The 21,498-nt window shown below is 67.6% G+C and carries 19 protein-coding genes; 6 read left to right on the forward strand and 13 right to left on the reverse strand.

Translation table 11 applies throughout. From position 1 onward, the window contains the following. Positions 1 to 15 precede the first annotated feature (15 nt). From C457_RS06425 to C457_RS06455, 7 genes are all read right to left on the reverse strand, one after another. Positions 16 to 1,254 carry an MFS transporter gene (locus tag C457_RS06425; RefSeq protein WP_008092976.1) on the reverse strand — a complete coding sequence of 413 codons (1,239 nt, stop codon included), beginning with the start codon at positions 1,252 to 1,254 and terminating at the stop codon, positions 16 to 18. A 66-nt stretch (positions 1,255 to 1,320) separates the two neighbouring features. Then, positions 1,321 to 2,211 (reverse strand): DUF58 domain-containing protein, encoded by an 891-nt coding sequence (locus tag C457_RS06430; protein ID WP_008092978.1) that lies wholly within the window; start codon positions 2,209 to 2,211, stop codon positions 1,321 to 1,323. Between the two features lie 7 nt (positions 2,212 to 2,218). Beyond that, entirely contained in the window at positions 2,219 to 3,235 is a 1,017-nt protein-coding gene (locus C457_RS06435) for an AAA family ATPase (protein ID WP_008092980.1), read from the reverse strand. Continuing rightward, a complete protein-coding gene (locus C457_RS06440) occupies positions 3,228 to 4,187 on the reverse strand; it encodes a DUF7502 family protein (protein WP_008092982.1) in 960 nt (319 codons plus the stop codon). Before C457_RS06440 ends, C457_RS06435 begins: the two co-directional genes overlap by 8 nt. Beyond that, positions 4,180 to 4,803: a hypothetical protein gene (locus C457_RS06445; RefSeq protein ID WP_008092984.1), complete on the reverse strand. Its 624-nt coding sequence runs from the start codon at positions 4,801 to 4,803 to the stop codon at positions 4,180 to 4,182. The genes C457_RS06440 and C457_RS06445 overlap by 8 nt, the downstream gene beginning before the upstream one ends. After that, the gene (locus tag C457_RS06450; RefSeq protein ID WP_008092986.1) at positions 4,800 to 7,241 is read right to left on the reverse strand and encodes a VWA domain-containing protein; all 2,442 of its coding nucleotides are present in this window, start codon (positions 7,239 to 7,241) and stop codon (positions 4,800 to 4,802) included. The genes C457_RS06445 and C457_RS06450 overlap by 4 nt, the downstream gene beginning before the upstream one ends. Then, positions 7,241 to 9,037: a vWA domain-containing protein gene (locus C457_RS06455; protein ID WP_008092988.1), complete on the reverse strand. Its 1,797-nt coding sequence runs from the start codon at positions 9,035 to 9,037 to the stop codon at positions 7,241 to 7,243. The genes C457_RS06450 and C457_RS06455 overlap by 1 nt, the downstream gene beginning before the upstream one ends. Before the next feature lie 230 nt (positions 9,038 to 9,267). Here C457_RS06455 and arcD point away from each other — a divergent pair, with 230 nt between their 5' ends. Next, positions 9,268 to 10,725, forward strand: coding sequence for an arginine/ornithine antiporter ArcD (gene arcD, locus C457_RS06460; RefSeq protein ID WP_008092990.1), 1,458 nt, complete (start codon positions 9,268 to 9,270; stop codon positions 10,723 to 10,725). Positions 10,726 to 10,755: 30 nt separating this feature from the next. Here arcD and C457_RS06465 read toward each other — a convergent pair whose 3' ends face one another. Together C457_RS06465 and C457_RS06470 are read right to left on the reverse strand one after the other, a co-directional pair. After that, entirely contained in the window at positions 10,756 to 11,397 is a 642-nt protein-coding gene (locus tag C457_RS06465) for a PH domain-containing protein (protein WP_008092992.1), read from the reverse strand. Then, positions 11,394 to 12,023 (reverse strand): PH domain-containing protein, encoded by a 630-nt coding sequence (locus C457_RS06470; RefSeq protein WP_049913433.1) that lies wholly within the window; start codon positions 12,021 to 12,023, stop codon positions 11,394 to 11,396. The genes C457_RS06465 and C457_RS06470 overlap by 4 nt, the downstream gene beginning before the upstream one ends. 139 nt (positions 12,024 to 12,162) lie before the next feature. On the opposite strand from C457_RS06470, the gene C457_RS06475 reads away from it, so the two are divergent. The 5 genes from C457_RS06475 (at position 12,163) to C457_RS06495 (ending at position 17,351) form a co-directional block, all read left to right on the forward strand. Further along, positions 12,163 to 12,648, forward strand: a complete 486-nt coding sequence (locus tag C457_RS06475; protein ID WP_004977292.1) for an Lrp/AsnC family transcriptional regulator — start codon at positions 12,163 to 12,165, stop codon at positions 12,646 to 12,648. Next, the gene (locus tag C457_RS06480; RefSeq protein ID WP_008092998.1) at positions 12,645 to 13,796 is read left to right on the forward strand and encodes a pyridoxal phosphate-dependent aminotransferase; all 1,152 of its coding nucleotides are present in this window, start codon (positions 12,645 to 12,647) and stop codon (positions 13,794 to 13,796) included. Before C457_RS06475 ends, C457_RS06480 begins: the two co-directional genes overlap by 4 nt. 120 nt (positions 13,797 to 13,916) lie before the next feature. Continuing rightward, positions 13,917 to 14,342: a universal stress protein gene (locus C457_RS06485; RefSeq protein ID WP_008093000.1), complete on the forward strand. Its 426-nt coding sequence runs from the start codon at positions 13,917 to 13,919 to the stop codon at positions 14,340 to 14,342. A 139-nt stretch (positions 14,343 to 14,481) separates the two neighbouring features. Then, positions 14,482 to 15,198, forward strand: coding sequence for a DUF7504 family protein (locus C457_RS06490; RefSeq protein WP_008093002.1), 717 nt, complete (start codon positions 14,482 to 14,484; stop codon positions 15,196 to 15,198). A 134-nt stretch (positions 15,199 to 15,332) separates the two neighbouring features. Then, positions 15,333 to 17,351: a hypothetical protein gene (locus tag C457_RS06495; protein WP_008093004.1), complete on the forward strand. Its 2,019-nt coding sequence runs from the start codon at positions 15,333 to 15,335 to the stop codon at positions 17,349 to 17,351. On the opposite strand, the gene C457_RS20585 is transcribed toward C457_RS06495, so the two are convergent. The 4 genes from C457_RS20585 to guaB all read right to left on the reverse strand — a co-directional run bounded on the left by C457_RS20585 (position 17,352) and on the right by guaB (position 21,191). After that, on the reverse strand, positions 17,352 to 17,492 hold the full coding sequence (locus C457_RS20585) for a DUF7503 family protein (RefSeq protein WP_008093006.1): 141 nt from the start codon (positions 17,490 to 17,492) through the stop codon (positions 17,352 to 17,354). 180 nt (positions 17,493 to 17,672) lie between these two features. Further along, entirely contained in the window at positions 17,673 to 18,263 is a 591-nt protein-coding gene (locus C457_RS06500) for a HalX domain-containing protein (protein WP_008093008.1), read from the reverse strand. 153 nt (positions 18,264 to 18,416) lie between these two features. Continuing rightward, positions 18,417 to 19,505 (reverse strand): TrmB family transcriptional regulator, encoded by a 1,089-nt coding sequence (locus tag C457_RS06505; protein ID WP_008093010.1) that lies wholly within the window; start codon positions 19,503 to 19,505, stop codon positions 18,417 to 18,419. 189 nt (positions 19,506 to 19,694) lie between these two features. Beyond that, positions 19,695 to 21,191, reverse strand: coding sequence for an IMP dehydrogenase (guaB, locus tag C457_RS06510; RefSeq protein WP_008093012.1), 1,497 nt, complete (start codon positions 21,189 to 21,191; stop codon positions 19,695 to 19,697). Positions 21,192 to 21,498 lie beyond the last annotated feature (307 nt).

Genomic DNA, 21,498 nt, shown 5'->3' on the forward strand with positions numbered 1-21,498 from the left:
GCGAACGCGCCGCCGTCAGTCGCTCGGGGCCGCCTGCGGCCGCCGCGCCGACCCGTCGACCCGGCCGAGGAGCCACCGGGTCAGCCCGAACGAGAGCAGGCCGAGGACCGTCACGACGCCGAAGGTGACGCGCACGCCGGCGAGGTCGATGAGCGCCCCGAACGCTGGGGGCGCGACGGCCCCGCCGAGCGAGATGCCGATGGTGACGACGGCGAAGTTCTTGCCGAGGTCGGCGCGCTCCGAGAGGCGGTCCGCGAGGGTCGACCGCGCCGGCCGGGAGACGCTGATGGTCCCGCTGAAGGGGAGAATCAACACGACGAGCGCGAGCGGGAGCGACCCGCTGGCCAAGAGCGCCGCCAGTCCGGCAAGCGCGGCGTAGCCGCCGAGGGCGACGGTTCCGGGGCCGACGCGGTCGGTGAGCGCGCCGCCGACGAGAATCGTCCCCGCGCCGACGACGAGCATCCCCGAGACGAGGAGGTTCGCCGTCCCCGGCGCGAGGTCGTAGCCGGCGGTGAGCAGTTGCGGCGAGTACGTCCGGATGCACCACGCGGCCGCCGAGGTGAGAAACGAGAGGAGCGCGAGGCCCATCAGCCCCGCCGACGAGAGGAGTGCCGACGCGCCCCGCCGAACGCCCGCGAGCGTGGGGCGAGACGACGGGCGGTCCTCCGCCGCCGGCTTCTTGATTCGCTCGGGGAAGCCGCGGGCGACTGGGAGCGCGACGAGCGCGAACGCCGCGCCGAAGACGGCGATGGCCGCGACGGTCCAGCGCCAGCCGAGCCCGAGCGCGCCGACGCCGGCCGCGATGGCGTACGAGACGGCGAAGCCGAGCGACCCGCCGAGGGCGTGCAGCGAGTACGCCCGCCCGCGGTTCGTCTCCGAGGAGGCGGTCGCCAAAAGCGGGTAGTGCGCGGGGTGGTGGCCCGCGATGCCGACGCCGAGGAGCGCCTGCGAGGCGAGGAGCCACCGGTACGAGGGCGCGAGCGCGGTCGCGACGATTCCCACCGCGCCGACGACGAGCGAGACAGCGAGGACGAGCGTCCGACTCCGCGCGTCCGAGAGGTAGCCGAAGGGGAGTTGCAGGAGCGTCACGACCCCGCCCTGAACGCCGATGGCGAGGCCGACGGCGGCGATACTCACGCCGAAGTCGTCGGCGACGAGGCCGATGACGGGCGCGAGCGCGACGAGGTAGGCGTGGTTGACGACGTGCGAGCCCGCGACGAGGCCGACCACGCGCCGCTCCTGTGTCTCCGTCACACCGGCCAATGGGGGGTAATTCGTGAAAAGCCCGCGGTCCGCGGCGATGTTGGTCCCGGAGTCGGATTAGCCGCGGCCGCGACGTTCCCCGCCGAGGCGCGCGCCGAGCCAGAGGTCGGCGAACGTGTCGAAGAAGTCCGCACCGGTGTCGACGAGTTCGCGCTCGATGCCGAGCGCCTGACACCGCTCGTCCACCGCCGCGAGATGCGATTGGAGTCGGTCCGTGTACTGCCGCGCCGCCGACCCGCCGAAGTAGGTCCGGCGGGTCGCCTCGGACTCGGGGTCCTCGAAGATGGCGTCGCCCGTCGCCTCCGGGCCGAGTTCCTCGGGGGTGAGCACCTGCGCGACGAGCACGTCGTTTCGCGCGAGCGCGGCGAGGCCGGAAGCGACGTCGTCGGGGTCGAAAAGCAGGTCGCTCACGACCACCACGAGCGACCGCGAGCGGATGGTCTCGGCGTAGGTCGAGAGCGCGGCCGTGATGTCGCCGTCGCCGCCGGGCGTCGTCTCGTTGAGACGCTCGACGAGCCGAAGCACCTCGCCGCGGCTCGACGCGTCGGTGTCGATGCGGTCGGGCAGGTCGCCGAGGAGCGAAAAGCGGAAGTCGTTGTTCTCCTCGGCGGTGAGGTGGCAAAAGCCGAGGCCGAGCTTCGCGCCGTACTCGAACTTGTTCGTGTCGCCCTCACCGAAGTCCATCGAGGCCGAGGCGTCGAGGAGGACGTGGACCGTCAGGTTCCGCTCGGCCTCGAACCGCTTGATGAACAGCTCTTCGGTCCGGGCGTACACCTTCCAGTCGATGAGCCGCGGGTCGTCGCCGGCGGCGTACCGCCGGTGGTCGCTGAAGGTGAGCCCCTCGCCCACGTCCGGCGACTCTTGGTCGCCCTGCCGTCGGGCGTTCGAGACGCGCTTCAGCGAGGTGTCGAAGCGGTCGAGTTCGTCGAGGAAGCCGGGGTCTATCATCGGTTCGTCACTCGTTCAACAGCCGCGCAATCACGTCGTCGGGGTCGAGCCCCTCGCGCTCCGCCCGGAAGTCGAGGATGATGCGGTGTCTGATGACCGGCGGGGCCATCTCGACCACGTCCTCCCACGAGACGTGGGTGCGCCCGTGGACGAACGCCCGCGCCTTCGCGGCGAGGACGAGCGCCATGCTCGCGCGGGGGCTCGCGCCGAACTCGACCTGCTCGTCTTCGCGGGTCTTGCGGACCAGTTCGATGGTCCGGTCGCGGATGTCGTCGGAGATGGGGACCTGCCGCACGAGCCGTTGGGCCGCCAGCAGGTGGGTCCGCGGCAGGACGCGCTCGACTTCGGGCGACGCGCCGCCCTCGGCGTACTGCTTGACGATGGACCGCTCCTCGTCGAACTCGGGGTAACCGACGAGAATCTTCATCAGGAAGCGGTCGGTCTGCGCCTCGGGGAGCGGGTAGGTGCCGCCCTGGTCGATGGGGTTCTGCGTCGCGAGGACGAAGAACGGGTCCGGAAGCTCGTAGGTCTCGCCCGCGGCGGTCACCTGCTTTTCCTGCATGGCTTCGAGGAGCGCGGCCTGCGTCTTCGGCGTCGCCCGGTTTATCTCGTCGGCGAGGACGACGTTGGCGAAGATTGGCCCGCGCTCGAACACGAAGTCCCGACCGTCCGGCGTCTCGCGGATGATTTCGGTGCCCGTGATGTCCGAGGGCATCAGGTCGGGCGTGTTCTGCACCCGCGAGAACTGCAGGTCCGTCGCGTCCGAGAGGGCGCGCACGAGCGTCGTCTTCCCCAGTCCGGGGTTCGATTCGAGCAGCGCGTTGCCGTCGCAGAGGACGCAGACGAGGAGTCGTTCGACCACGTCGTGCTGGCCGATGATGCGCTTTCCGACCTCGTCTTTGACCGCCGCGACGCTCGCCTGGAGGTCCTCGATGCTGAGGTCGTCGTCTGTTTCGACCGCGATATCACCTTCGGCCGCGGTCTGCTGTCCGTCGTCTCCGAGCCAGTCTCGTTTGTCACTCATCTTCGTTCTCTCGTATCTTCAGGGTGTAGTCGCGAATCAGGTCGGCCTCTTCGAGCGTGTCGTCGGCGAGGTAGCCGGCGCGCTGGCTCTCGACGGCGCTGTCGCCGCCGTAACCGGTCGAGTCGTAAGCCGCGGCCGACGACTCTGGTCCGTCGCCGCTCCCGCCGGTCCCGGCGACGGTAGCGTTCAACTGCTCCGAGCCGGCGTCCACGTCCTCGGGGTCGCCGAGAATCGAGCTCCCGTTCTGGAGCCCCGTCTCCTCGTCGGGTTGGTCGAGGCTGTCGCCCGCCGGCCCGCCGTCGCCGGCGAGCCCCTCGAACTGGATGTCCGAGACGGCGACTTGGATGCTCCCCGCCGAGAGGAGCAAGGCGACGAGCAGCGCGCCGACGATGCGGCGGGTCGGCAGGAGCTCCACCGACGACGACTCCCGCAAGCGGGACAGCACGTCGTCGTAGAGCGCGACCGACATGCGCGAGTCGCGGTTCGGGTTCCCCTCGTCGGCGACGAGGTCGCGGGCGGTCCGGAGCGCCTCGGCGACCGAGGGATTCACCGCCTCGAACTGCTCGACCGGCGGTACCCGCATCAGGATGAGGTACTCCGCGACACCGACGAGGAGGCCCACCGCGAGGGCGATTGGGACGGCGACGTGAACCGAGACGGCCGGGTCGACCCGCGGGAGGAAGCCGAGCGACACCGACGACTGGACGGGCAACGCGACCACTCGGAACGCGATGTTCGCCAACAGCGTCGCGACCGCGGCGTCGACGACGCTGGAGACGACGGCGGCCTTCGCGGCCTCGTGGCGGACCTCGCTGACGGCGTCGGCCATGGCCTCCCGGCGGGTCGCTCCCGATTCCGAGCCGGCGGCCGTGTCGGGTGCGTCTGACGTGTCGGCAGCGTCGGGAACGCCGCTGCCGTCGGTGCCCGGTTCGGGCGGAGGTGATTCAGACACCGCTGCACACCGCCGGTTCGTTGCCGTCTTCGAACTCGGAACAGGCCCGCCGGAGGTCGGCTTCGAGTTCGTCGACCCGGTCTTCGAGGTCGTCGATGTCGGACTGGAGCGTCTCTATCTGGGTCTCCAGTTCGGCGTTCGTCTCCTCCAGTTCCTCGTTATCCGTTTCGAGGTCGTCTATCTGGTTTTCGAGCCGGTTGCGCTGTTCTTCGAGTTCGTCGAGCGTCGCCGTGAGTTCGCTGATACGGTTGCGGGCGTCTCGGAGATTGCTTTCGGTCTCCTGGAGTTCGTTCCGGGTCGACGACAGCTCGCTTTGGGTCGATTCGAGCTGTGACTCCGTGTCTTCGAGATTGTTCGCGACCTGCGAGACGTCGCCGCGGGTGCGTTCGAGACTGCTGTTCAGCTCCTGTAGCTCCGCCCGCGTCGCCGACAAGTTTTGTCGAGTTTGCGAGAGGTCCTGTTCCAGCGCCTCGTTTCGCTCGCGCAGTTGCTCGTTTTGCTGGTCGAGCGAATCGACCGAGTACTGGTAGAACATCGTCGCGCCGACGGTTCCGGCGGTGAGGAGGACGACGACGAGGACGAGACCGAGATTCAGGGACCGACCCAGGGAACTCATATCAGACCACCTTCACTTTGCGTTCGACCCCGATACACTTGAAGACGCCGGACGAGCACCTCGGCGAGGTAGAGGAGGAACGCGGCGGCGACGAACGCGGCCGCCCAGTCGTCGCGGACGGGTTGGACGCCAGCGGCGTTGTCGCGAGCGGAGGCGGCGATTTCGGTCGCGTCTTCGGGGTCGTACATCGTCCCACCGCTGTCGGAGACGGCGGCTTCGAGCGCGGCCGACCGACCGAACCCGGCGTACTCGGCGGGGTAGTTCACCGCGAAGGCGGTGTCGAGCACGTTCCGGTAGCCCGTCTCCGTGGGGACGACCGTCGCCTCGTAGACCCCGGAATCGACCGCCGAGAAGGACAGCCCCTCGACGCCCCGCGGGCGCTCGCCGCCGCGGTAGACGACGGTCGTCGGCTGGTCGACGCGGGTGTCCGCCACCTCGGCGACGCCGGTCGCCTTCCGCTCCGGGTCGCCGATGACGTAGTTCGTGGACTTCGTGAGCAGGAGCGAGTCGGGGCTCCGGAGCAGGCCGTCGAGCGTGCCGTCGCCCGCGTACGTGGTGATGGTGGCGACGCGGCCGAGGCCGTAGCGCCACGAGGCGACTGCGGGGGTCCCGTCGTCGGCCGCGACGAGGAAGTTCGCGCCGCTCCTGACCGACACGTCGTTGACGCTGCCGGGGTTCGCGGTCAGTTCGACGCCGGCGGTGACGAAGTCGTTCTGGTCGACGACCGTGAGGCCGTCGCCGGCGTACTGGCGGTTCGACCCGCCGAAGAGGATGCGGAGTCGGTCGGTCTCGTCGGCCCTGAGGTAGTTCCCGCCGGACGCCCGCGCGATGGTCCGGAGGGTCTGTTCGTTCGGGCTCGGCCCGGTCCCGATGGTGATGACGCGGACCCCGTCGCGGCCGAGTTGGTCCGCGACCCTCGCGGCGTCCTGGAACCGGTCGTGTCCGTCGCTGATGAGGATAATCGTCCCGCGCCTGTCGCCGAGTTGCTGGGCCGCGCCCTCGAGGCCGACGGAGATGTCGGTCGCGCCGCCGGACTGGAGCCGGCGGATGAGGTCGGCTGTCGACTCGCGGTTCGGCCCGAGCGGGCGGAGCGGCGAGACCTCGTAGGCACGGTAGTTGAAGCCGACGATGCCGACCTGGTTCTCGTCGCCGAGCTGGTCGAGCGCGTCGAGCGCGACCGACTTCTGGACGCGCATGCCGCTTTCCGCGCTACCGGACACGTCGATGGCGAAGACGAGGTTCGTCTGCTGGGACGTGCCCTCGCCGGTCGTGACCGGAAGCATCGACGCGAGGCTCGACCCGTCGTAGCCGCCGTTTTCGAACGAGTTGCGCCCGCCGACGGTCAGGAGACCGCCGCCGTCGATGACGAACCGCTGGAGCGAGTCGGTGTTGCCAACGTCCTCGGCGCGGATGTCCTGCAAGACGACGGCGTGGTACGACGAGAGGTCCGCGGGGACGGCCTCGGCGGTCTCCACGTCGTACAGCTCCGAGAGGTAGTCGCGGAACGGGTAGTCCCCCCGGGAGACGTACAGCACCCGCGGCGGCTCGACCACGCGGACCGTCTTGCGGAACACGTCGTTCGTCTGGAAGCGGTCGTCGCTCTCGATGCGAGCGGTGACGCGGTGGGTCCCGGTGGTCTCGAACGTCTGGGAGAACTCGACGCCGCCGGTGGTGTTGACCACCTCGCGGGCGACTTCCTCGCCGTCGACATCCACGACGAGTTCGACGGTCGCGCCCTCGGTGCCCTCGGGAACGACCCCGTCGACCTGCGCGAGGAACGCGTTCTCGACGCCGACGCTGGTCTTCGACGGGCCGCTGACGGTGACGTAGTGTTCGGCCTCGGTCGGTTCGAGCGCGACCGCGCTCACGGTCGCGTTGAGGTCGCGGGCGAGCGTCGTCGCGGACGCGAGGCTCCGCCCCGAGGTGACCCGCCCGTCCGAGACGAGGACGACCGTCCCGTCCGGTCTGAGGTTGGCCGCGACGGCGTCGCCGATGGGCGACTCCTCGCCGCGGGCGACCGTCGAGGTCGTGACGGGGACGCCCTCCGCTTCGATGTCCGCCGCGAGCTGCGACGCCACGTCCTCGGTGACGGCCGCGCTGTCGGAGTCGTCGACGAGGAGCGTCACCTGCGGGTCGCCGTCGGTCATCCGGGTCGTGATAGTGTACGGCCCCGCAGCCGCGACGACCAAGAGGACGACGACGAGGAACCGGGACGCGAACAGGAGTCGCCGGGAGCGCCCGCCGGCCGTCCCGTCGGCCCCGCGGAAGATGAGCGCCCACGCGAGGAGCGCGGCCACGGGGAGCGCGACGAGGAACAGGGGGCGCTGGATGCCGAGCGTCCGTCCGGCGGCCTCGACCGTCCACGCGAGGGGCGTCGTCGCGGCGGCGACGGCGTCGAGCGCTGTCAGCGCGGCCGACGCCGAGCCGAACGCCGCCATCAGAGGTCACCCCGCCGGCGCAGGTAGGCCAATTCGAGCATCGTCGCCGCGAGCGCGACTAACGCGGCCCACTCGGTGAGCGGGTCGGGAACACTCCGTTCTTCGACCCGCGTCGGGTAGTCCGAGGGGGCCGACTCGCCATCCAGCGGCGCGGCGACCACGTCGGACTCGGCCTCGCTAAGGAGCGACGCCGTGAACCGCTCGTCGCCGACGCGGTAGAAGCCGGCGTCGGCGAGGCGGACCTCCGGGCCGGTCGCCTCGCCCGCGGGCGTCTCGACGGTCTGGTTCGCGCCCGCCGCGAGCGACCCGCCGGTCGCCCGGTTCAGCTCGGAGAGCGTCGAGCGCCCGGCGAGGTAGAACACCGAGCGCTTCCAGAACACGGGGTACTGGTAGTTGTACTTGAACGCCGAGCTGTCCTCCATGAAGCCGTAGTAGAGGACGCGGCCGCCCCCGCGGCGCTCGACGGCGACGAGCGAGGTGCCGCCGGTCGTGGTCACGAGCGACTGACCCGACCGGAGGTCGCCGGCAACGTACTCGGTCGGCGGCGGGAAGGTGATGTCGCGGGTTATCTCGTGGCTCTCGACGGTCCCGATGGTCGGGTTCGTCTCGATGCTCGCCTGCGAGACGAGCTGCAGGTCGCCGTAGTTCGGCGACTCCTCTTGTGCCTGAATCGCCACGCCGCCGCCGTCGGCGACGACCTCGCGGCCGGCCTCGACGTTGCCCGAGAGCAGGCGACCGGGGTTGACGTTGCTGTAGATGACCACGTCGTAGTTCGTCGAGACCGCCGTCGGCGGGTTGTCAACGGTCAGCGACACCTCGGGGATGACCGACAGCGCGGTCGTCAGGTAGCGGTTCTCGTCGTTCGTGAGGACGAGCACGTCCACCGAGGCGTCCTCGGGGGCCGCGACGTACAGCGCGTCGTCGGTCGGGAAGGCGTCGCCCGGCGAGAGTTCGGCGCGTCCGCCGCCCGCGGGGACCGGAAGCGTCGCGGTCGTCACGTCGCCGGGGTCCATCCGGACCTCCCGTGTGACGCCGGCGAGAGAGAGCGTCCGAGTCGCCGCCGAGTCGCCGTAGTTCTTCACCGTCACGGTGACGTTCGTGCCCGAGAAGCGCCGGTCGACGATGCCGACGTTGCCCTGTCCGCCGCCCGCGAACTGCCGGAGTTCGACCACGAGGCCGCGGGCGCGGGCCTCGCGGACCGCGTCGCTCCACGGCGAGTCGTCGGCGAAGTCGCTCAGGACGACGACGCGGGCGTCCTCGCCGGCGATGGAGGCGGCGGCGGTAATCGCGGAGCGGAGGTCGCTGGGTGCCGCGCTCGCGCGCAGGCCGTCGAGGGCGGCGCGGGCGTCGGTCGCGCTCCCCCGGCGGAGCACCACGTTCGCGTTCGACCCCGCCGCGACGACTGAGGTCGTGCCGGAGACCTCGTCTCGCGCCGCCGCGAGGGCGCTGTCGAATCGAGTCCCGCCGCCGTCGCGGACGCCCATGCTCGCGCTCGTGTCCACGACGAGGACGGTCTCTTGGACCGTCTCCGACTCGGGAACCATCACGTACGGCGTCGCCAGCGAGCCGACGAGCGCGACGAGCGCGAGCAGCTGGATGAGGAGGAGCAGGCTCCGGAGCAGGCGGTCGAAGATCGGGTTCGACGCGTTTCGTCCCGCCGAGTCCGCGAGGAACCGGAAGGTCGGGAGGGTGCGCCGGACCGGCTCCGGCCGCAGCAGATAGAGGATGACGAGGGGGACCGCCCCCAAGAGGGCGATCAACCCGAGGGGAAACAAGAAGAACTCGTCGAGGGCCATGCCCGACCCGTGGCGCGCCTCCGGTATGGCTGTTTCCCTATTTGTTGACACGTTCCGAAATATCGACCTATCGGAATACGTGACTGTTCGGAGCGACCGCCCGCGGCGACTCGCCCTCAGGATTACTGTCGGGAATTATATTGTCAAACGAAAGTACGTCATTGCATAACAATGCACTTTAAGCATAACACGACACAATTTTATGCTCTGGAGTTATTTGTCGAGCTACGATGGGAACTGATAGGTACACACCGCGGTCGTACGACGACATCGCCCCGGAGCAGCGCCCGACGCTGAAACAGGCACTCGTTCCGGTGCTCGGACTCGTCGCCTTCCTCGGTCTCGGGTCGGCGTGGTTGGGACTCGACCCGCACATCCCGCTCATCTGGAGTATCGCGCTGGTCGGCCTCCTCGGACGGTTCGTCTGGGGCTACACCTGGGAGGACCTCTACGAGGGCATCGAACGCAGCCTGGCGATGGGGCTACAGGCGATTCTCATCCTGTTTGTCATCTACGGCGTCGTCTCGACGTGGGTCGCTGCGGGGACGATTCCGGCGCTGATGTACTACGGTCTCGACCTGCTGTCGCCGCAGGTGTTCCTCCCCGCCACGGCGCTCCTCGTCGGCATCGCCACCTTCGCCATCGGCTCGTCGTGGACCGCGGTCGGCACGCTCGGCGTCGCCTTCATCGGCATCGGCTCCGGGCTCGGCGTCCCCGAGCCCATGACGGCCGGCGCGATTCTCTCCGGCGCGTACGCGGGTGACAAGCAGTCGCCGCTGTCCGACACGACGAACCTCGCAGCCGCCGTCACGAACACCGACCTCTACGACCACATCCGCGCGATGCGAAGCGGGACGGCCGTCGCGTTCGGCCTCTCGCTCGTCGGCTTCGTCCTCCTCAGCCTCGGCATCACCGGCGCGATTCCGGCCGGCCAAATCGCCGAGATTCAGACCGCCCTCGCCTCCTCGTACGACATCACGCTCCTCGCGTTCCTGCCGCTCGCGGTCACGTTCGGCCTCGCCGCGGCGGGCTACCCCGCGCTGACGGTCCTCCTCGCGGGCGCGTTCGCCGGCGCGTTCACGAGCATCCTCGTGCAGGGCGCGTCGTTCGTCACGGCGTGGCAGACGTTCATGAGCGGCACCGGCCCCGAAACCGGCTCCGAACTCGTCAACAGCCTGCTCGCCTCCGGCGGCGTCTCCGGCTCCGCGTGGACTATCGCCGTCGTCGTCGCGGCGCTGACGCTCGGCGGCCTGCTCGAACAGACCGGCGTGCTCGCCGTCCTCGCCCACCGCCTCCAGCGCGGTATTCGGAGCCCGCGCCTGCTCGTCGCCTCCACCGGCGTCTCGGCGATGCTGACCAACGCGCTCACCGCCCAGCAGTACATGAGCATCGTCGTCCCCGGCATGACGCTCCGCGACACCTACGACGAGTTCGGCCTCGACAGTTCGGACCTCTCGCAAGCCATCGAGTCCGCCGGGACCCCGACCGGTGCGCTCCTCCCGTGGCACGCCGGCGGCGCGTACATGGCCGGCGTCCTCGGCGTCTCGACCCTCCAGTACGCCCCGTACTACATGTTCGGCTACCTCTCGCCGCTCGTGTTGTTCGCCTTCGTCCTCGCGGGCGTCGGCTTCTCGGGGAACGGCACGGCACAGCCCGGTCCCGCCGCTCCGGCGGCGGACGACGACTGACGCACGGAAACCCGCGCCGCGAACCGAAAACTACCGTTTTTCCTTACCGTCTACCGCCGCCCTGAGCGCCCGCACCTCGTCGCGGACGGCGACCCACTGCTCGACCGTGCCGGGGAGTTCGTCGCCATCGCGGTCGTCCCGACCCTCGATTCGGTCGCGGACGGCACCGGGGTCGTCAACGTCCTCGAAGCGGATTGCGCCGCCGCCCGCGGCCTCGACCGAGACGGTCCCGTAGCCGAACAGCGACCCCGCGACGCCCTGCGAGAGCGCGCTGTTCTGGACGCGGTCGAGGGAGACGCGCTGGACGGTCCGAGAGAGGACGCCCGACTTCCGGTAGAGCGCCCTGTCGGTGACGACAAAGCGCGTGTTGGTGACGCGGAGGTACGACCACGCCGGCAGGAGGGGTCCGACGAGGGCCACGAGTGCGAGCGCCGGCGCGTCGTTCACGACGGACACGGCGACGGCCACGACGGCGATTGCGCCCCCGACGACCGCGGCGGGGATGACGGTCTGTATCCGCGGGCGACCCGCCCAGCGGACGGTCTCGTCGTCGCCGCGGGCCAGCCAGTCGTCGATGGCCGCGGCGGTCGCAGAATCGGCGTCGCCGGCCGCCGAGTCAGTCGCGGCGCGCTCGGACGGCGAGTCCGCGGGGCTCGAATCGCCGCCCGTCATCGCTCGTCGGTCGTCGCGTCGAACTCGAAGTCGCTCGGTTCGAGCGCGTCGGCCGACGCGCCGGAGGCGGACTCGGTTCCGTCCCCGTCGGGACTGTCGTCGCCCGCGGCGACCCCTTCGTCGCCTTCGACGGCCCGCCGAATCGCGCGGAGTTCGGTCAGGATGTCGTCGAGGACGGCGGCCTTCCCCTCGGCGTCGGTCTCCGGTCCGGCCCGGTGCTTGATTCGCTCGTTGATGAGCGTCTGGAGCGACTGCGGGTCGGCGACGTTCTGGAAACTCATCTCGATGCCGCTCCCGCCGGCGGTGCTGATGTTGACGGAGCCGTAGCCGAACTGCGCGCCGAGGAACGTCTGGCTGTAGGAGGTGTCTTGGACCTTGTCGAACTCGATGCGTTGGACGCTCCGAGAGAGGACGCCCGACTTCCGGTAGAGCGCGTCGGACGTGACGACGTAGTTCGTGTTCTTGTGCGAGAGGTACGACCCGACGAGAAGCGGGATGCCCACGAGGACGAGCGAGAGCGGGACGCCGACGATGAAGGAGGGCACGAGGCTGTAGGGATGCGGGGTGTCGGCCCAGAGCACCGCTTCGTCGTCGTCGAGGGTGAGCCAATCGAACTCGGTGTTCATGGCGGACACGTTTCCGCCGGCGGCGGAATAGTGTTCCGCCGGACGGGTCGGCGACGACGACCGTCGCATGACACTGTGTGACACGACAATTCCGCCCGGTTGGGCAAACCATTTTACGGATGCCTGCAACGGACTGTCCATGGACAAGCAGTCACTGCTCGACTTGCTGCGTCACGACGCTCGCGAGAGCGTAGATGACATCGCCCGCCAGCTGGGCGCAGACGCCGAAGCAGTGGCAGCAGCGCTCGAGGAACTCGAAGAAGACGGGGTCATCCGCGGCTACCAGGCGGTCGTCGACTGGAACAACGTCGACGAGGAACACGTCCGGGCGCAGGTCGAAGTCGACGTCGAACTCGACCGCGAGACGGGCTACGAGGAGATCGCCCGCCGCATCGCGCGGTTCCCCGAAGTCGCCACGCTGCGACTCGTCTCCGGCGACTACGACTTCTTCATCGAGGTCGAGGGCGCGTCGATGCACGCCGTCTCGAACTTCGTCTCCGAGCGCATCGCCCCCATCCCCGAGGTCACGAAGACGGTCACGCACTTCGTGATGGACTCCTACAAGGAGGAGGGCATCGAACTCGGCGACGGCGACGACGACGACCGGCTCTCAGTGTCGCCATGACGCTCGGCGACCAGCTTTCGGACCGCGTCAAACAGGTGCCGCCGTCGGGGATTCGGAAGTTCTTCGAACTCGCCGAGGAGGTCGACGACGTCATCTCCCTCGGCGTCGGCGAACCCGACTTCTCCGCGCCGTGGGCCGCCCGGACCGCCGCCATCGACTCGCTCGAACGCGGCAAGACCTCCTACACGTCGAACCGCGGGATGCGCGAACTCCGCGAGGCCATCTCGGAGCGCGTCACCCGCTATGGCCAAGAGTACGACCCCGAAGACGAGATTATCGTCACGACGGGTGCGAGCGAGGCCGTCGACCTCGCGTTCCGTGCGTTCGTCGACCCCGGCGACGTGGTGGCGATTCCCCAGCCGTCGTACATCTCGTACACGCCGGGAGCCATCTTCGCCGGCGGCGAACCGCTGCCGGTACCGACTCGCGCGGAAGACGAGTTCACGCTCACCCCCGAGGCGCTCGAAGCCGCCGGGGCCGACGAGGCCGACGTGCTGGTGCTCTGCTACCCGAACAACCCGACCGGCGCGGTGATGTCCGACGACGAACTCGCCGACGTGGCCTCGTTCGTCAGGGACCACGACCTCGTCGTGCTCTCCGACGAAATCTACTCCGACCTCCGGTACGAGGACGACCACGCCTCCATCGCCACCCATCCCGGGATGCGCGAGCGGACCATCGTGTTCAACGGCTTCTCGAAGGCCTACGCGATGACGGGGCTGCGGCTCGGCTACGCCATGGGGCCGCCCGGAGCCATCGACGCGATGAACAAGGTCCACCAGTACGCGATGCTTTCGGCGCCCACGACGGCGCAGTACGCGGCGCTCGAAGCGCTGCGGTCGTGCGACGACTCCGTCGACGAGATGCGCCGCGAGTACGACCGCCGCCGGCGGTTCGTCCTCGCCCGCTTCGAGGAGATGGGACTCGACTGCTTCGAGGCGAAAGGCGCGTTCTACGTCTTCCCCGAGGCCCCCGACGGCGACGACGAGGCGTTCGCCGAGGGCCTCCTCGAAGAGCAGAACGTCGCGCTCGTTCCGGGGAGCGTCTTCGGCGAGGGCGGCGAGGGCCACCTTCGAGTCTCTTATGCGACGGGGATGCGCGAACTCCGCGAGGCGATGGACCGTATCGAGGCGTACGTCAGCGACTGAGACGTCCTGCCCCGCCCCGGCCGTCAGCCCCGACCTGCCGGTAACTCCGTTTCTTGACCGAACGAGCGGCGCACCGGTGTGTGCGAAGGATTCACACAGATAGGGCGCGTACATCCAGCGATGTACGAGGAAATCCTGCTCCCCGTCGACGGGAGTCCGGCGGCCGAACAGGCGATACCGCACGTGTTCGACCTCGCGGAGCGGTACGACGCGACGGTACACGTGTTGTTCGTCGTGAACACGACGCGGGACAACGCGGGTATCATCGGCGGGACGGTCCTCGAAACGCTGGAGCAGGAGGGCCAACGCGTCGTCGACGAGGTCGTCGAACGCGGCGAGAGCCGCGGCATCGAGACGGTCGGGGCCGTGCGGCGGGGCGCGCCCCACGAGACCATCCTCGACTACGCGACGGAACACGGCGCGGAGGTCATCGCGATGGCGACGCACGGCCGGACGGGCGTCGAACGCGTGCTCCTCGGGAGCGTCACCGAGCGCGTCGTCCGGACCGCGCCGGTGCCCGTGCTGACCGTCCGGGCGACGGGGTAATCTGACCCGCCGTCTCGGGCGGTCGAAACGGCCGAACACGCCCCAATCAGAGTTCACCATCAATAATGACACATGGTGACACATTTCGAGAGACCAACACGCAAAGTATTATTAAATATGGTTTCCTCGTGCAACACGAATGGTTTCGGGAGGTGACACGGACATCGCCGTGACGGAGGACACGTCCACGTTCCAACTCGGGCTGGACGACCTCAAGCGACGAGGGAGCGCACTCCTCGTCGTCGGGTCGGTTCCGACGGAACTCTACTCACGCGCGTCCAAGCAGATGCTCGGCGCTCCCGACGAGCCGCGACGCCGCCTGTTAGTTCTCAACGACTCGACGCCGCTCGACACCCGCCTCGACACGGACATCCAACGCTCGAAGGAGTGGACCCGCGTGGTGCGGTACTCGACGCTCGAACGGAGCGCAGCGGCGTCATCGTCACCGTCGGCCGCCGTCCCGACTGCGGTCGAGACCTGCGAACGCCGGGTGAGCGGTGGCCTCGGCCAACTCGGCGCGGAACTCGCGACCGACGTGACCGAGTTCGACAGCCTCGCCGGGGGGCTCTCTCCGGCCGAACTCCGCGTCGCGTTCGACTGTCTGCCGTCGCTCCTCTCGCGGTACGAGCGGGACCACGTGTTTCGGTTTCTCCACGTCATGACGTCTCACGTCCGCGCGCGAAACGGGATGGTCCACGTCTGGTCTCCCGGCGGCCGCGAGGACGAGATCAATCGGATGCTCGAACCGCTGTTCGACGCCGTCGTCGAACTCGACGTCGAGGGCGCTGAGGTCCGCCAACGCTGGCACCTCCGGCGGAAGGGGGTCTCGTCCGGCTGGTTTCCCTTGGAGCCGTGACGTTCTCGCGACCAATACGTTTTTTACCCTAATCGTGTCACATAGACTCAATGGAATCGTCCGGGCAGGGCAAGCGGGCTGACGCGTCTTCCACGCTGGAAGTCGGCTTTTCGCTCCCTTCGGAAGGCGCGGGGTTGGTCGTTCGGGATAACGTCGAACGCCACCAGTTCATGCTTCGCACGCCGTCGCCTGTCGCGCCCGAACCGGCCGACCGGCGTCGGTTCTCGCTCCCGACGGACGCGGCGGTCCGCATCGAGACCGACCGTATCGGGTTGGCGGCGAACACGGTCGTCTGCGTCCGCGACGAGGCGGGGTCGATGCTCGCGCAGGTCGACCAGCAGGGACACGAGGAACTCGACGCGGCAACCTACAGCATCGAACTCTTCGGTGCGGTCAAGACGTACCTCCGAGTCGAGGGACCGCTGACCGTCGACGCGAAGCCGCTCGAAACCGTCCTCTCGTTCGAGGAGCCACAGACGGTGTACGTCGGTGCGCGGTCGTCGCACGAGAGCCCCGCGACGACGGTCACGACGACCGACGACCCGCTGGACGTGATGGAGGCCGTCTCGGCGTTCAGCTCCGCGCTCAAGACCACGAGCGTCGAGCGGTCGTACCCCACGCTCCGAGGTCACCCGCCGCTTCTCGAGTTGGGCGACGAACTCGACATCCCGGAGGGGATTCACGTCCCCGAGACCGGCGTCCGAATCGAACTCCCGCCGACGCTGAGTCACATCTTCGTGGCGACGCCGCTGGCGTACTATCTCGGCGCGAGGCTCGTCCCCGGTGACGCCCCCCGACTCGTCGCCGAAGACGGGTTCGTCCACGACTTCGACGGCCCCCACGGATTCGAGGAGTCGGTCGCGCGAGCACTCAAACGGACGTTCTTCCTCGACTGCGTCGTTCGGACGGAGGGCATCTACGACGTGCCGCTCCACGAGCGCCAGACGGTCGAGTCGCGGACGGACATCGACGTCGAGCGGCTGTACGACGCGTCGCTCGGCGAGCAGCTCTCGGCGTACTTCGAGATACCCTACGAGCACATCGCCGACCTCGTTCCGGAGTGGAAGCTGACGACGCACGTCGCGCCGCAGACCGACAACATCGAACTCCTGCCGTTCATCACGAACGACCTCGCGGTCGTCAGAACGCCGACGGGGACCGAAGTCCCCCACTCGGAGGTGCAAGCCGCCGTCGTCAACGATTTCCTCCGCGACGACATCGTCAGGAGCGCGGGCGCGACGACCCCGAACGAGACGTACGTCAAGCCCAGTTCGACCGACTCGGTCGAGCAGGCGTGGATAAGCGACGGAACGCCGGTCGGCGCGAGCAAGACCACTCCCGCCGCCTACCGGAACCGGCTTCAGCGCAAGCCGACGCAGGGGGACATCGGTATCACGGTCGTCTGCAACGACCCGGAGATGCTCGCAGAAACGGACATCGTCGACGACGTCTACGGCTCGCGCGACGGGCTGTCGTTCGACGTCGACGCCCACTACGACCTCAGCCGGGCGGAGCTTCGGGAGATACTCGCCGAGCCGACGGACTTCCTCCACTACATCGGCCACATCGACGACGACGGCTTCCAGTGTCGCGACGGCAGGGTCGACGCCGAGACGCTCGACCACGTCGGGACGGGGGCGTTCTTCCTCAACGCCTGCCAGTCGTACGACCAGGGGCTCGCGCTCGTCGAGGCCGGCGCTATCGGCGGCATCGTCACGTTCAGCGAGGTCATCAACAGTCAGGCGGTCGGCGTGGGGCGCACGCTGGCCCGACTGCTTAACGGGGGATTCCCGCTGCAGGCGTCCCTCGACGTGGTCCGAACCGACAGCGACATCGCCCACCAGTACGGCGTGGTCGGGGACGGAGGGCTATCGGTCGTTCAGACCGAAAGTGGTGTCGCCGTACTCTGTGAGGTCGCACAGCTGTCAGACGACGAGTACAGTCTCTCGTACAACTCGTATCCAACGTCTCGATGCGGGCCCGGGTCGCTTATCATTCCCGCCCTACCCGAGACGAACGAATACTATCTCTCCTCGCAGGGCCTCTCCGACATCAGGCTCACGGAGGCGGAGCTTCGAAACTTCCTCGCGTTAGAACAGATTCCGGTCGTCTACGACGATACGGTCTACTGGGACTGCGAATTCCTCTCGTGATTACGGGCCGTAGATGACTCCGGTGTTGCCGGCTGCCACGCTTCCCGCCTGTGAGAGCAGGAGCGTGAGCGTGAACAGGACGCCCATCATGCGGGGGTTCTGACGGAGGTACGCGACCATCTGGTTGCTGTCGTCGGACATGTGCACTTACCCCAAGGAGCGAGCGCGAAATATAATTTTTCGTGTATATCTGATATGAAAATAACTTAATTAAGTGAACACGTGTCGCAAGTAATCGTCGACGTCGCAAACAGCGCTGTAGGCGCTCGAAAGCGGGAAAGAGGGGTGAAAGGGGTCGGCGACCGGAACGCCCGCACCCGATTAGGAGCTGTCGATGTCGACTTCGCCGCCGATGTCTCGGTAGACTGCGGAGATTCCCTCGGTCTCGTCGAGTTGGCCGAGCGTCTCGTCGAGTTCGCGCCGGAGTTCGGTCAACCGGGCGGTGAGCTGTTGATACTCCTCGTTTTCTTCGAGCGCTGCTTCGTCCTTTTCGGACTCTAAGAGCGCCTTCTTCGACGCGAGGGAAAACAGGTCCTGAATCCCTACGTCGTAAGCGTTTCGCAGGATGAGGTTAGAGACGGTGTCAGTCAGCGCTTCGCGCGAGACGGGCTTGACGAGGTAGTCGTCGAAGCCCATGGCGATGATATCGAAGTCGGGCTTGACCGCGGTCACCATCGCGACGCGGCACTCGAAGCCACGGTCCCGAATCTCCGAGAGCGCTTCGTCGCCCGAGAGGTCGGGCATTCGACGGTCGAGGAGAACAACGTCAACCTCGTCGTCGAGCTTATCGAGCGCTTCGCGGCCGCCGTAGGCGACACGAACGCTGTAGTCGTTCCTAAGCCAGGTTGCGTACAGATCGGCGAGGTCAGGCTCATCTTCAACGATGAGCACCAGTGGCTGTTCTGCGCTCATTGGTAGTGTAGGGGTGTTCCGGGGACGCTCACGAAACTCAATGTCGTGCAGTGGTATATCAAAATACCTCTTGTCTAACGCCGTCCGAAACTGCGCTTGTGCGCACTAATTGCCCCCCGGAGTTGTTATACATTCCGGCGAATCGAACAGATTTCACCTGTCAGATGTCTCTGAGATCTCCTCGACGGTGATTCGGTTCGCCTCGACATCCTCCAAGACCGCGCCCCACCCGCCGACGGTGTAGGTCCCCTCGTCGGTCTCGACGGTCAGACAGACCTGTCCCGCGAGTTCGGAAAACGACAGCGTGTCGGTCGGCGCGGAGACCGCCGTGTAGTACACGTCGGTCACTTCGCCGGTGAACTCTATCGGGTCGCGCTTGTCGGTCTCGTAACCCTTGATGTGGGTGATGATACGTTTCCCGTCGCGGATGAGCGGCTCCGTGTCCTGCACGAAGTGTCTGATGTCTGAATACACGAACGGAGGTTCGTCCGTCTGTGCGTCGTAGACGACTTCCCAGACCTCCCACAGCGCCGTCTGGAAGTACCAGTGGAAGACGTACGCCAGCGTGTAGTCGTCGACGAGGACGCCGTACTGGTTCATGGAGCTGTCGTGCGGCGCGAAGCACGCGCCCGTCCGGTCCACGATAGCGACGAACGGCGTCGGGAGAGTGCGGTGTCTGACCTCCGTGGCGACCCCGTCGTACTCCTGTTCTGCGAGCGGTTTGAGTTCGTCGGTCCGTTCGGGATGCAACACGACCTTCACCAGCGCGCCGTTCTCGTACGCCTCCGAGAGCGCCGGCTTGAGTTCGTCGAACTGCTCGGGGGTGACGGACAGCTGCACCTCGCCGTCCGCCTCCCGAATCATCTCCTCTGCTCGGTTGAACACCGTCTCGAAGCGCTTGACGATGCTCAGCATGTGTCGGTCGACCGCGGGCTGCTGCCAGCGCGTCTCTATCTCGGAGGCGGCCTCGTCGAGTTGGACGGCGCGGCTCTTGAGGTCCTCCATCACCGACTTTGGGTCGCACGCCCGCGCGTGCAAACTGTCCTGTTCGTAGGTCTCGATGTAGCCTTTGGCCTCAAGGTCGCGGAGAACATCGTAGATACGGGCAGTCGGTACGGCGCAGGCGTCGGCGAGTTCGGTCGCACTCGCCGCGCCGAGTTGCAGAAGCGCGACGTAAGCCTCCGCTTGATACTGTGACAACCCGGCGTTCCGAAGTGCGGTCCGTAGCTCCGCGGTATCCATCGCTTGTAGAGGCACGACATACATCCGTATTAATTATCCCATGTCTTCGTCTCGTCCGCGTGACAGGAAGTGGCCGCAGACGACGTCGAAGCGTGCGGCGAGAGAAAGAACAGCGGAGCGGCGACCGGCAAAACGGGGCACGTCGGGGAATGATTCGGGCGCGACGAAACCGGGGAGCGGGAGAGCGCGTTACTCGCTCGGGCTGTAGTTCGGCGCTTCGTCGGTAATCATCACGTCGTGGGGGTGGCCTTCGGTCTGGCCGGCGGCGGAGACGCGGACGAAGCGGGCGCGCTCTTTGACCTCGGGAATGGTCTCGGCGCCGACGTAGCCCATGCCGGACTGCATGCCGCCGACGAGCTGGTGGAGCTCGGACGCGAGCGAGCCCTTGTACGGCGTCGCGGCCTCGACGCCCTCGGGGACGTACTCCTCGTCCTCGTTGTCCTCCTTGAGGTAGCGGTCGGCACCGCCGGACTGCATCGCGCCGACGGAGCCCATGCCGCGGTACTGCTTGTACTTCTTGCCGTTCATCGTGATGACGCGGCCGGGGGCCTCGTCGGTGCCGGCGAAGTAGGAACCGAGCATGACGGCGTCGGCTCCGGCGGCGACCGCCTTGATGGCGTCGCCGGAGTAGCGGATGCCGCCGTCGGCGATGACCGGGATATCGTACTCGGCGGCGACGTCGGCAACCTCCGCGACGGCCGAAATCTGGGGCATGCCGGAACCGGAGACGACGCGGGTCGTACAGATGGAACCGGGTCCGATGCCGACCTTGATTCCGTCCGCGAAGTCGACGAGTTCGGCCGCGGCCTCGCGCGTGCCGACGTTCCCGACGACGACGTCCGCCTCGACGGACTCCTTGATTTCGCGGGCGGTGTCGATGACGTTGAGGTTGTGCGCGTGGGCGCAGTCGATGAAGATGACGTCGACGCCGGCGTCGTCGGCCATCTGCGCGCGCTCGTCGTCGAACGGACCGACGGCGACGCCGCAGACGAGGCGACCGTCGTCGTCGCGGGCGGCGTTCTCGTGTTCGCGTCGCTGGAGGATGCCCTGCATCGTGACGAGGCCGACGAGGCGGCTGTCGTCGTCGACGATGGGGACGCGCTCAATCTTGTGGTCGTACATGAGTTCGAGCGCGTCGCGGGCGGTGACCTCGCGCTCGGCCGTGATGACCTCGTCAGTCATGGCCTCGCCGACCTCGTCGGACTCGCCGACTTCGAGGTACGGGCGGATGTCGGTGCCGGAGATGATGCCGAGGACCACGTCGTCGTCGTCGACGACGGGCGCGCCCGAGACGCCGGCGCGCTCCATCATCTCGTCGACCTCGCTGATGGTCTGGCCGGGGTTGGCCGTGACCACGTCTTCGCGGCGGATGACGAGTTCGTCGGCGCGCTTGACGCGCTCGATTTCGCGGACCATCTGCTCGGCGTTCATGTTGCGGTGGAGCACGCCGAGACCTCCCTCGCGGGCCATCCCGATAGCCATCCCGCTCTCGGTGACGGTGTCCATCGCCGCGGAGAGGATGGGAATGTTGAGTTCGACGTTCTTCGAGACGCGCGTCGACACGTCGGCGTCGTCGGGTTCGACGCGGCTCTCCATCGGGCGGAGCAGCACGTCGTCGAATGTGAGGGATTCGGGTACCCGTAGCTTCTCGGTGAAGGGTTCTCGGTCAGGAACGTCGTTCGCCATATCAAGCGTGGTTGCGGCGACGACAAAAGGGTTGCGAGATAGCACGGGCGTGTCGATGTATCGCAAACCAGTTCGGTGATATATGCACATTCATGAGTATTCTTCACATCGCCGGCGGACTGAGACGACCACCAGCACACGCGACGAGACCCGCGAGCGACGGACGCCGCGGCCGCGACTGCTCGGGGTGTTCGTCCCCTCGTCACGGTGTACCGAATCACAAGACCATCGTGAATAATCACCATATTCATGAACTTGTACCACAGTATCTTCGAGATATCAATCTATATCCGACGAATCTTCAGTC

Origin of the sequence: Haloferax prahovense DSM 18310 (assembly GCF_000336815.1) — an archaeon.
GTDB classification, from domain to species: Archaea; Halobacteriota; Halobacteria; order Halobacteriales; family Haloferacaceae; genus Haloferax; species Haloferax prahovense.

Bases quoted from the DNA above. Each gene is read 5' to 3' on its own strand.
- C457_RS06480 (WP_008092998.1), top strand. From the start codon at position 12,645: ATGACGCTCGGCGACCAGCTTTCGGACCGCGTCAAACAGGTGCCGCCG.
- C457_RS06435 (WP_008092980.1), bottom strand. From the start codon at position 3,235: ATGAGTGACAAACGAGACTGGCTCGGAGACGACGGACAGCAGACCGCG.
- C457_RS06450 (WP_008092986.1), bottom strand. From the start codon at position 7,241: ATGGCGGCGTTCGGCTCGGCGTCGGCCGCGCTGACAGCGCTCGACGCC.
- guaB (WP_008093012.1), bottom strand. From the start codon at position 21,191: ATGGCGAACGACGTTCCTGACCGAGAACCCTTCACCGAGAAGCTACGG.
- C457_RS06455 (WP_008092988.1), bottom strand. From the start codon at position 9,037: ATGGCCCTCGACGAGTTCTTCTTGTTTCCCCTCGGGTTGATCGCCCTC.
- C457_RS06470 (WP_049913433.1), bottom strand. From the start codon at position 12,023: ATGAACACCGAGTTCGATTGGCTCACCCTCGACGACGACGAAGCGGTG.
- C457_RS20585 (WP_008093006.1), bottom strand. From the start codon at position 17,492: ATGTCCGACGACAGCAACCAGATGGTCGCGTACCTCCGTCAGAACCCC.
- C457_RS06445 (WP_008092984.1), bottom strand. From the start codon at position 4,803: ATGAGTTCCCTGGGTCGGTCCCTGAATCTCGGTCTCGTCCTCGTCGTC.
- C457_RS06465 (WP_008092992.1), bottom strand. From the start codon at position 11,397: ATGACGGGCGGCGATTCGAGCCCCGCGGACTCGCCGTCCGAGCGCGCC.
- C457_RS06430 (WP_008092978.1), bottom strand. From the start codon at position 2,211: ATGATAGACCCCGGCTTCCTCGACGAACTCGACCGCTTCGACACCTCG.
- C457_RS06485 (WP_008093000.1), top strand. From the start codon at position 13,917: ATGTACGAGGAAATCCTGCTCCCCGTCGACGGGAGTCCGGCGGCCGAA.
- arcD (WP_008092990.1), top strand. From the start codon at position 9,268: ATGGGAACTGATAGGTACACACCGCGGTCGTACGACGACATCGCCCCG.
- C457_RS06475 (WP_004977292.1), top strand. From the start codon at position 12,163: ATGGACAAGCAGTCACTGCTCGACTTGCTGCGTCACGACGCTCGCGAG.
- C457_RS06490 (WP_008093002.1), top strand. From the start codon at position 14,482: ATGGTTTCGGGAGGTGACACGGACATCGCCGTGACGGAGGACACGTCC.
- C457_RS06500 (WP_008093008.1), bottom strand. From the start codon at position 18,263: ATGAGCGCAGAACAGCCACTGGTGCTCATCGTTGAAGATGAGCCTGAC.
- C457_RS06505 (WP_008093010.1), bottom strand. From the start codon at position 19,505: ATGGATACCGCGGAGCTACGGACCGCACTTCGGAACGCCGGGTTGTCA.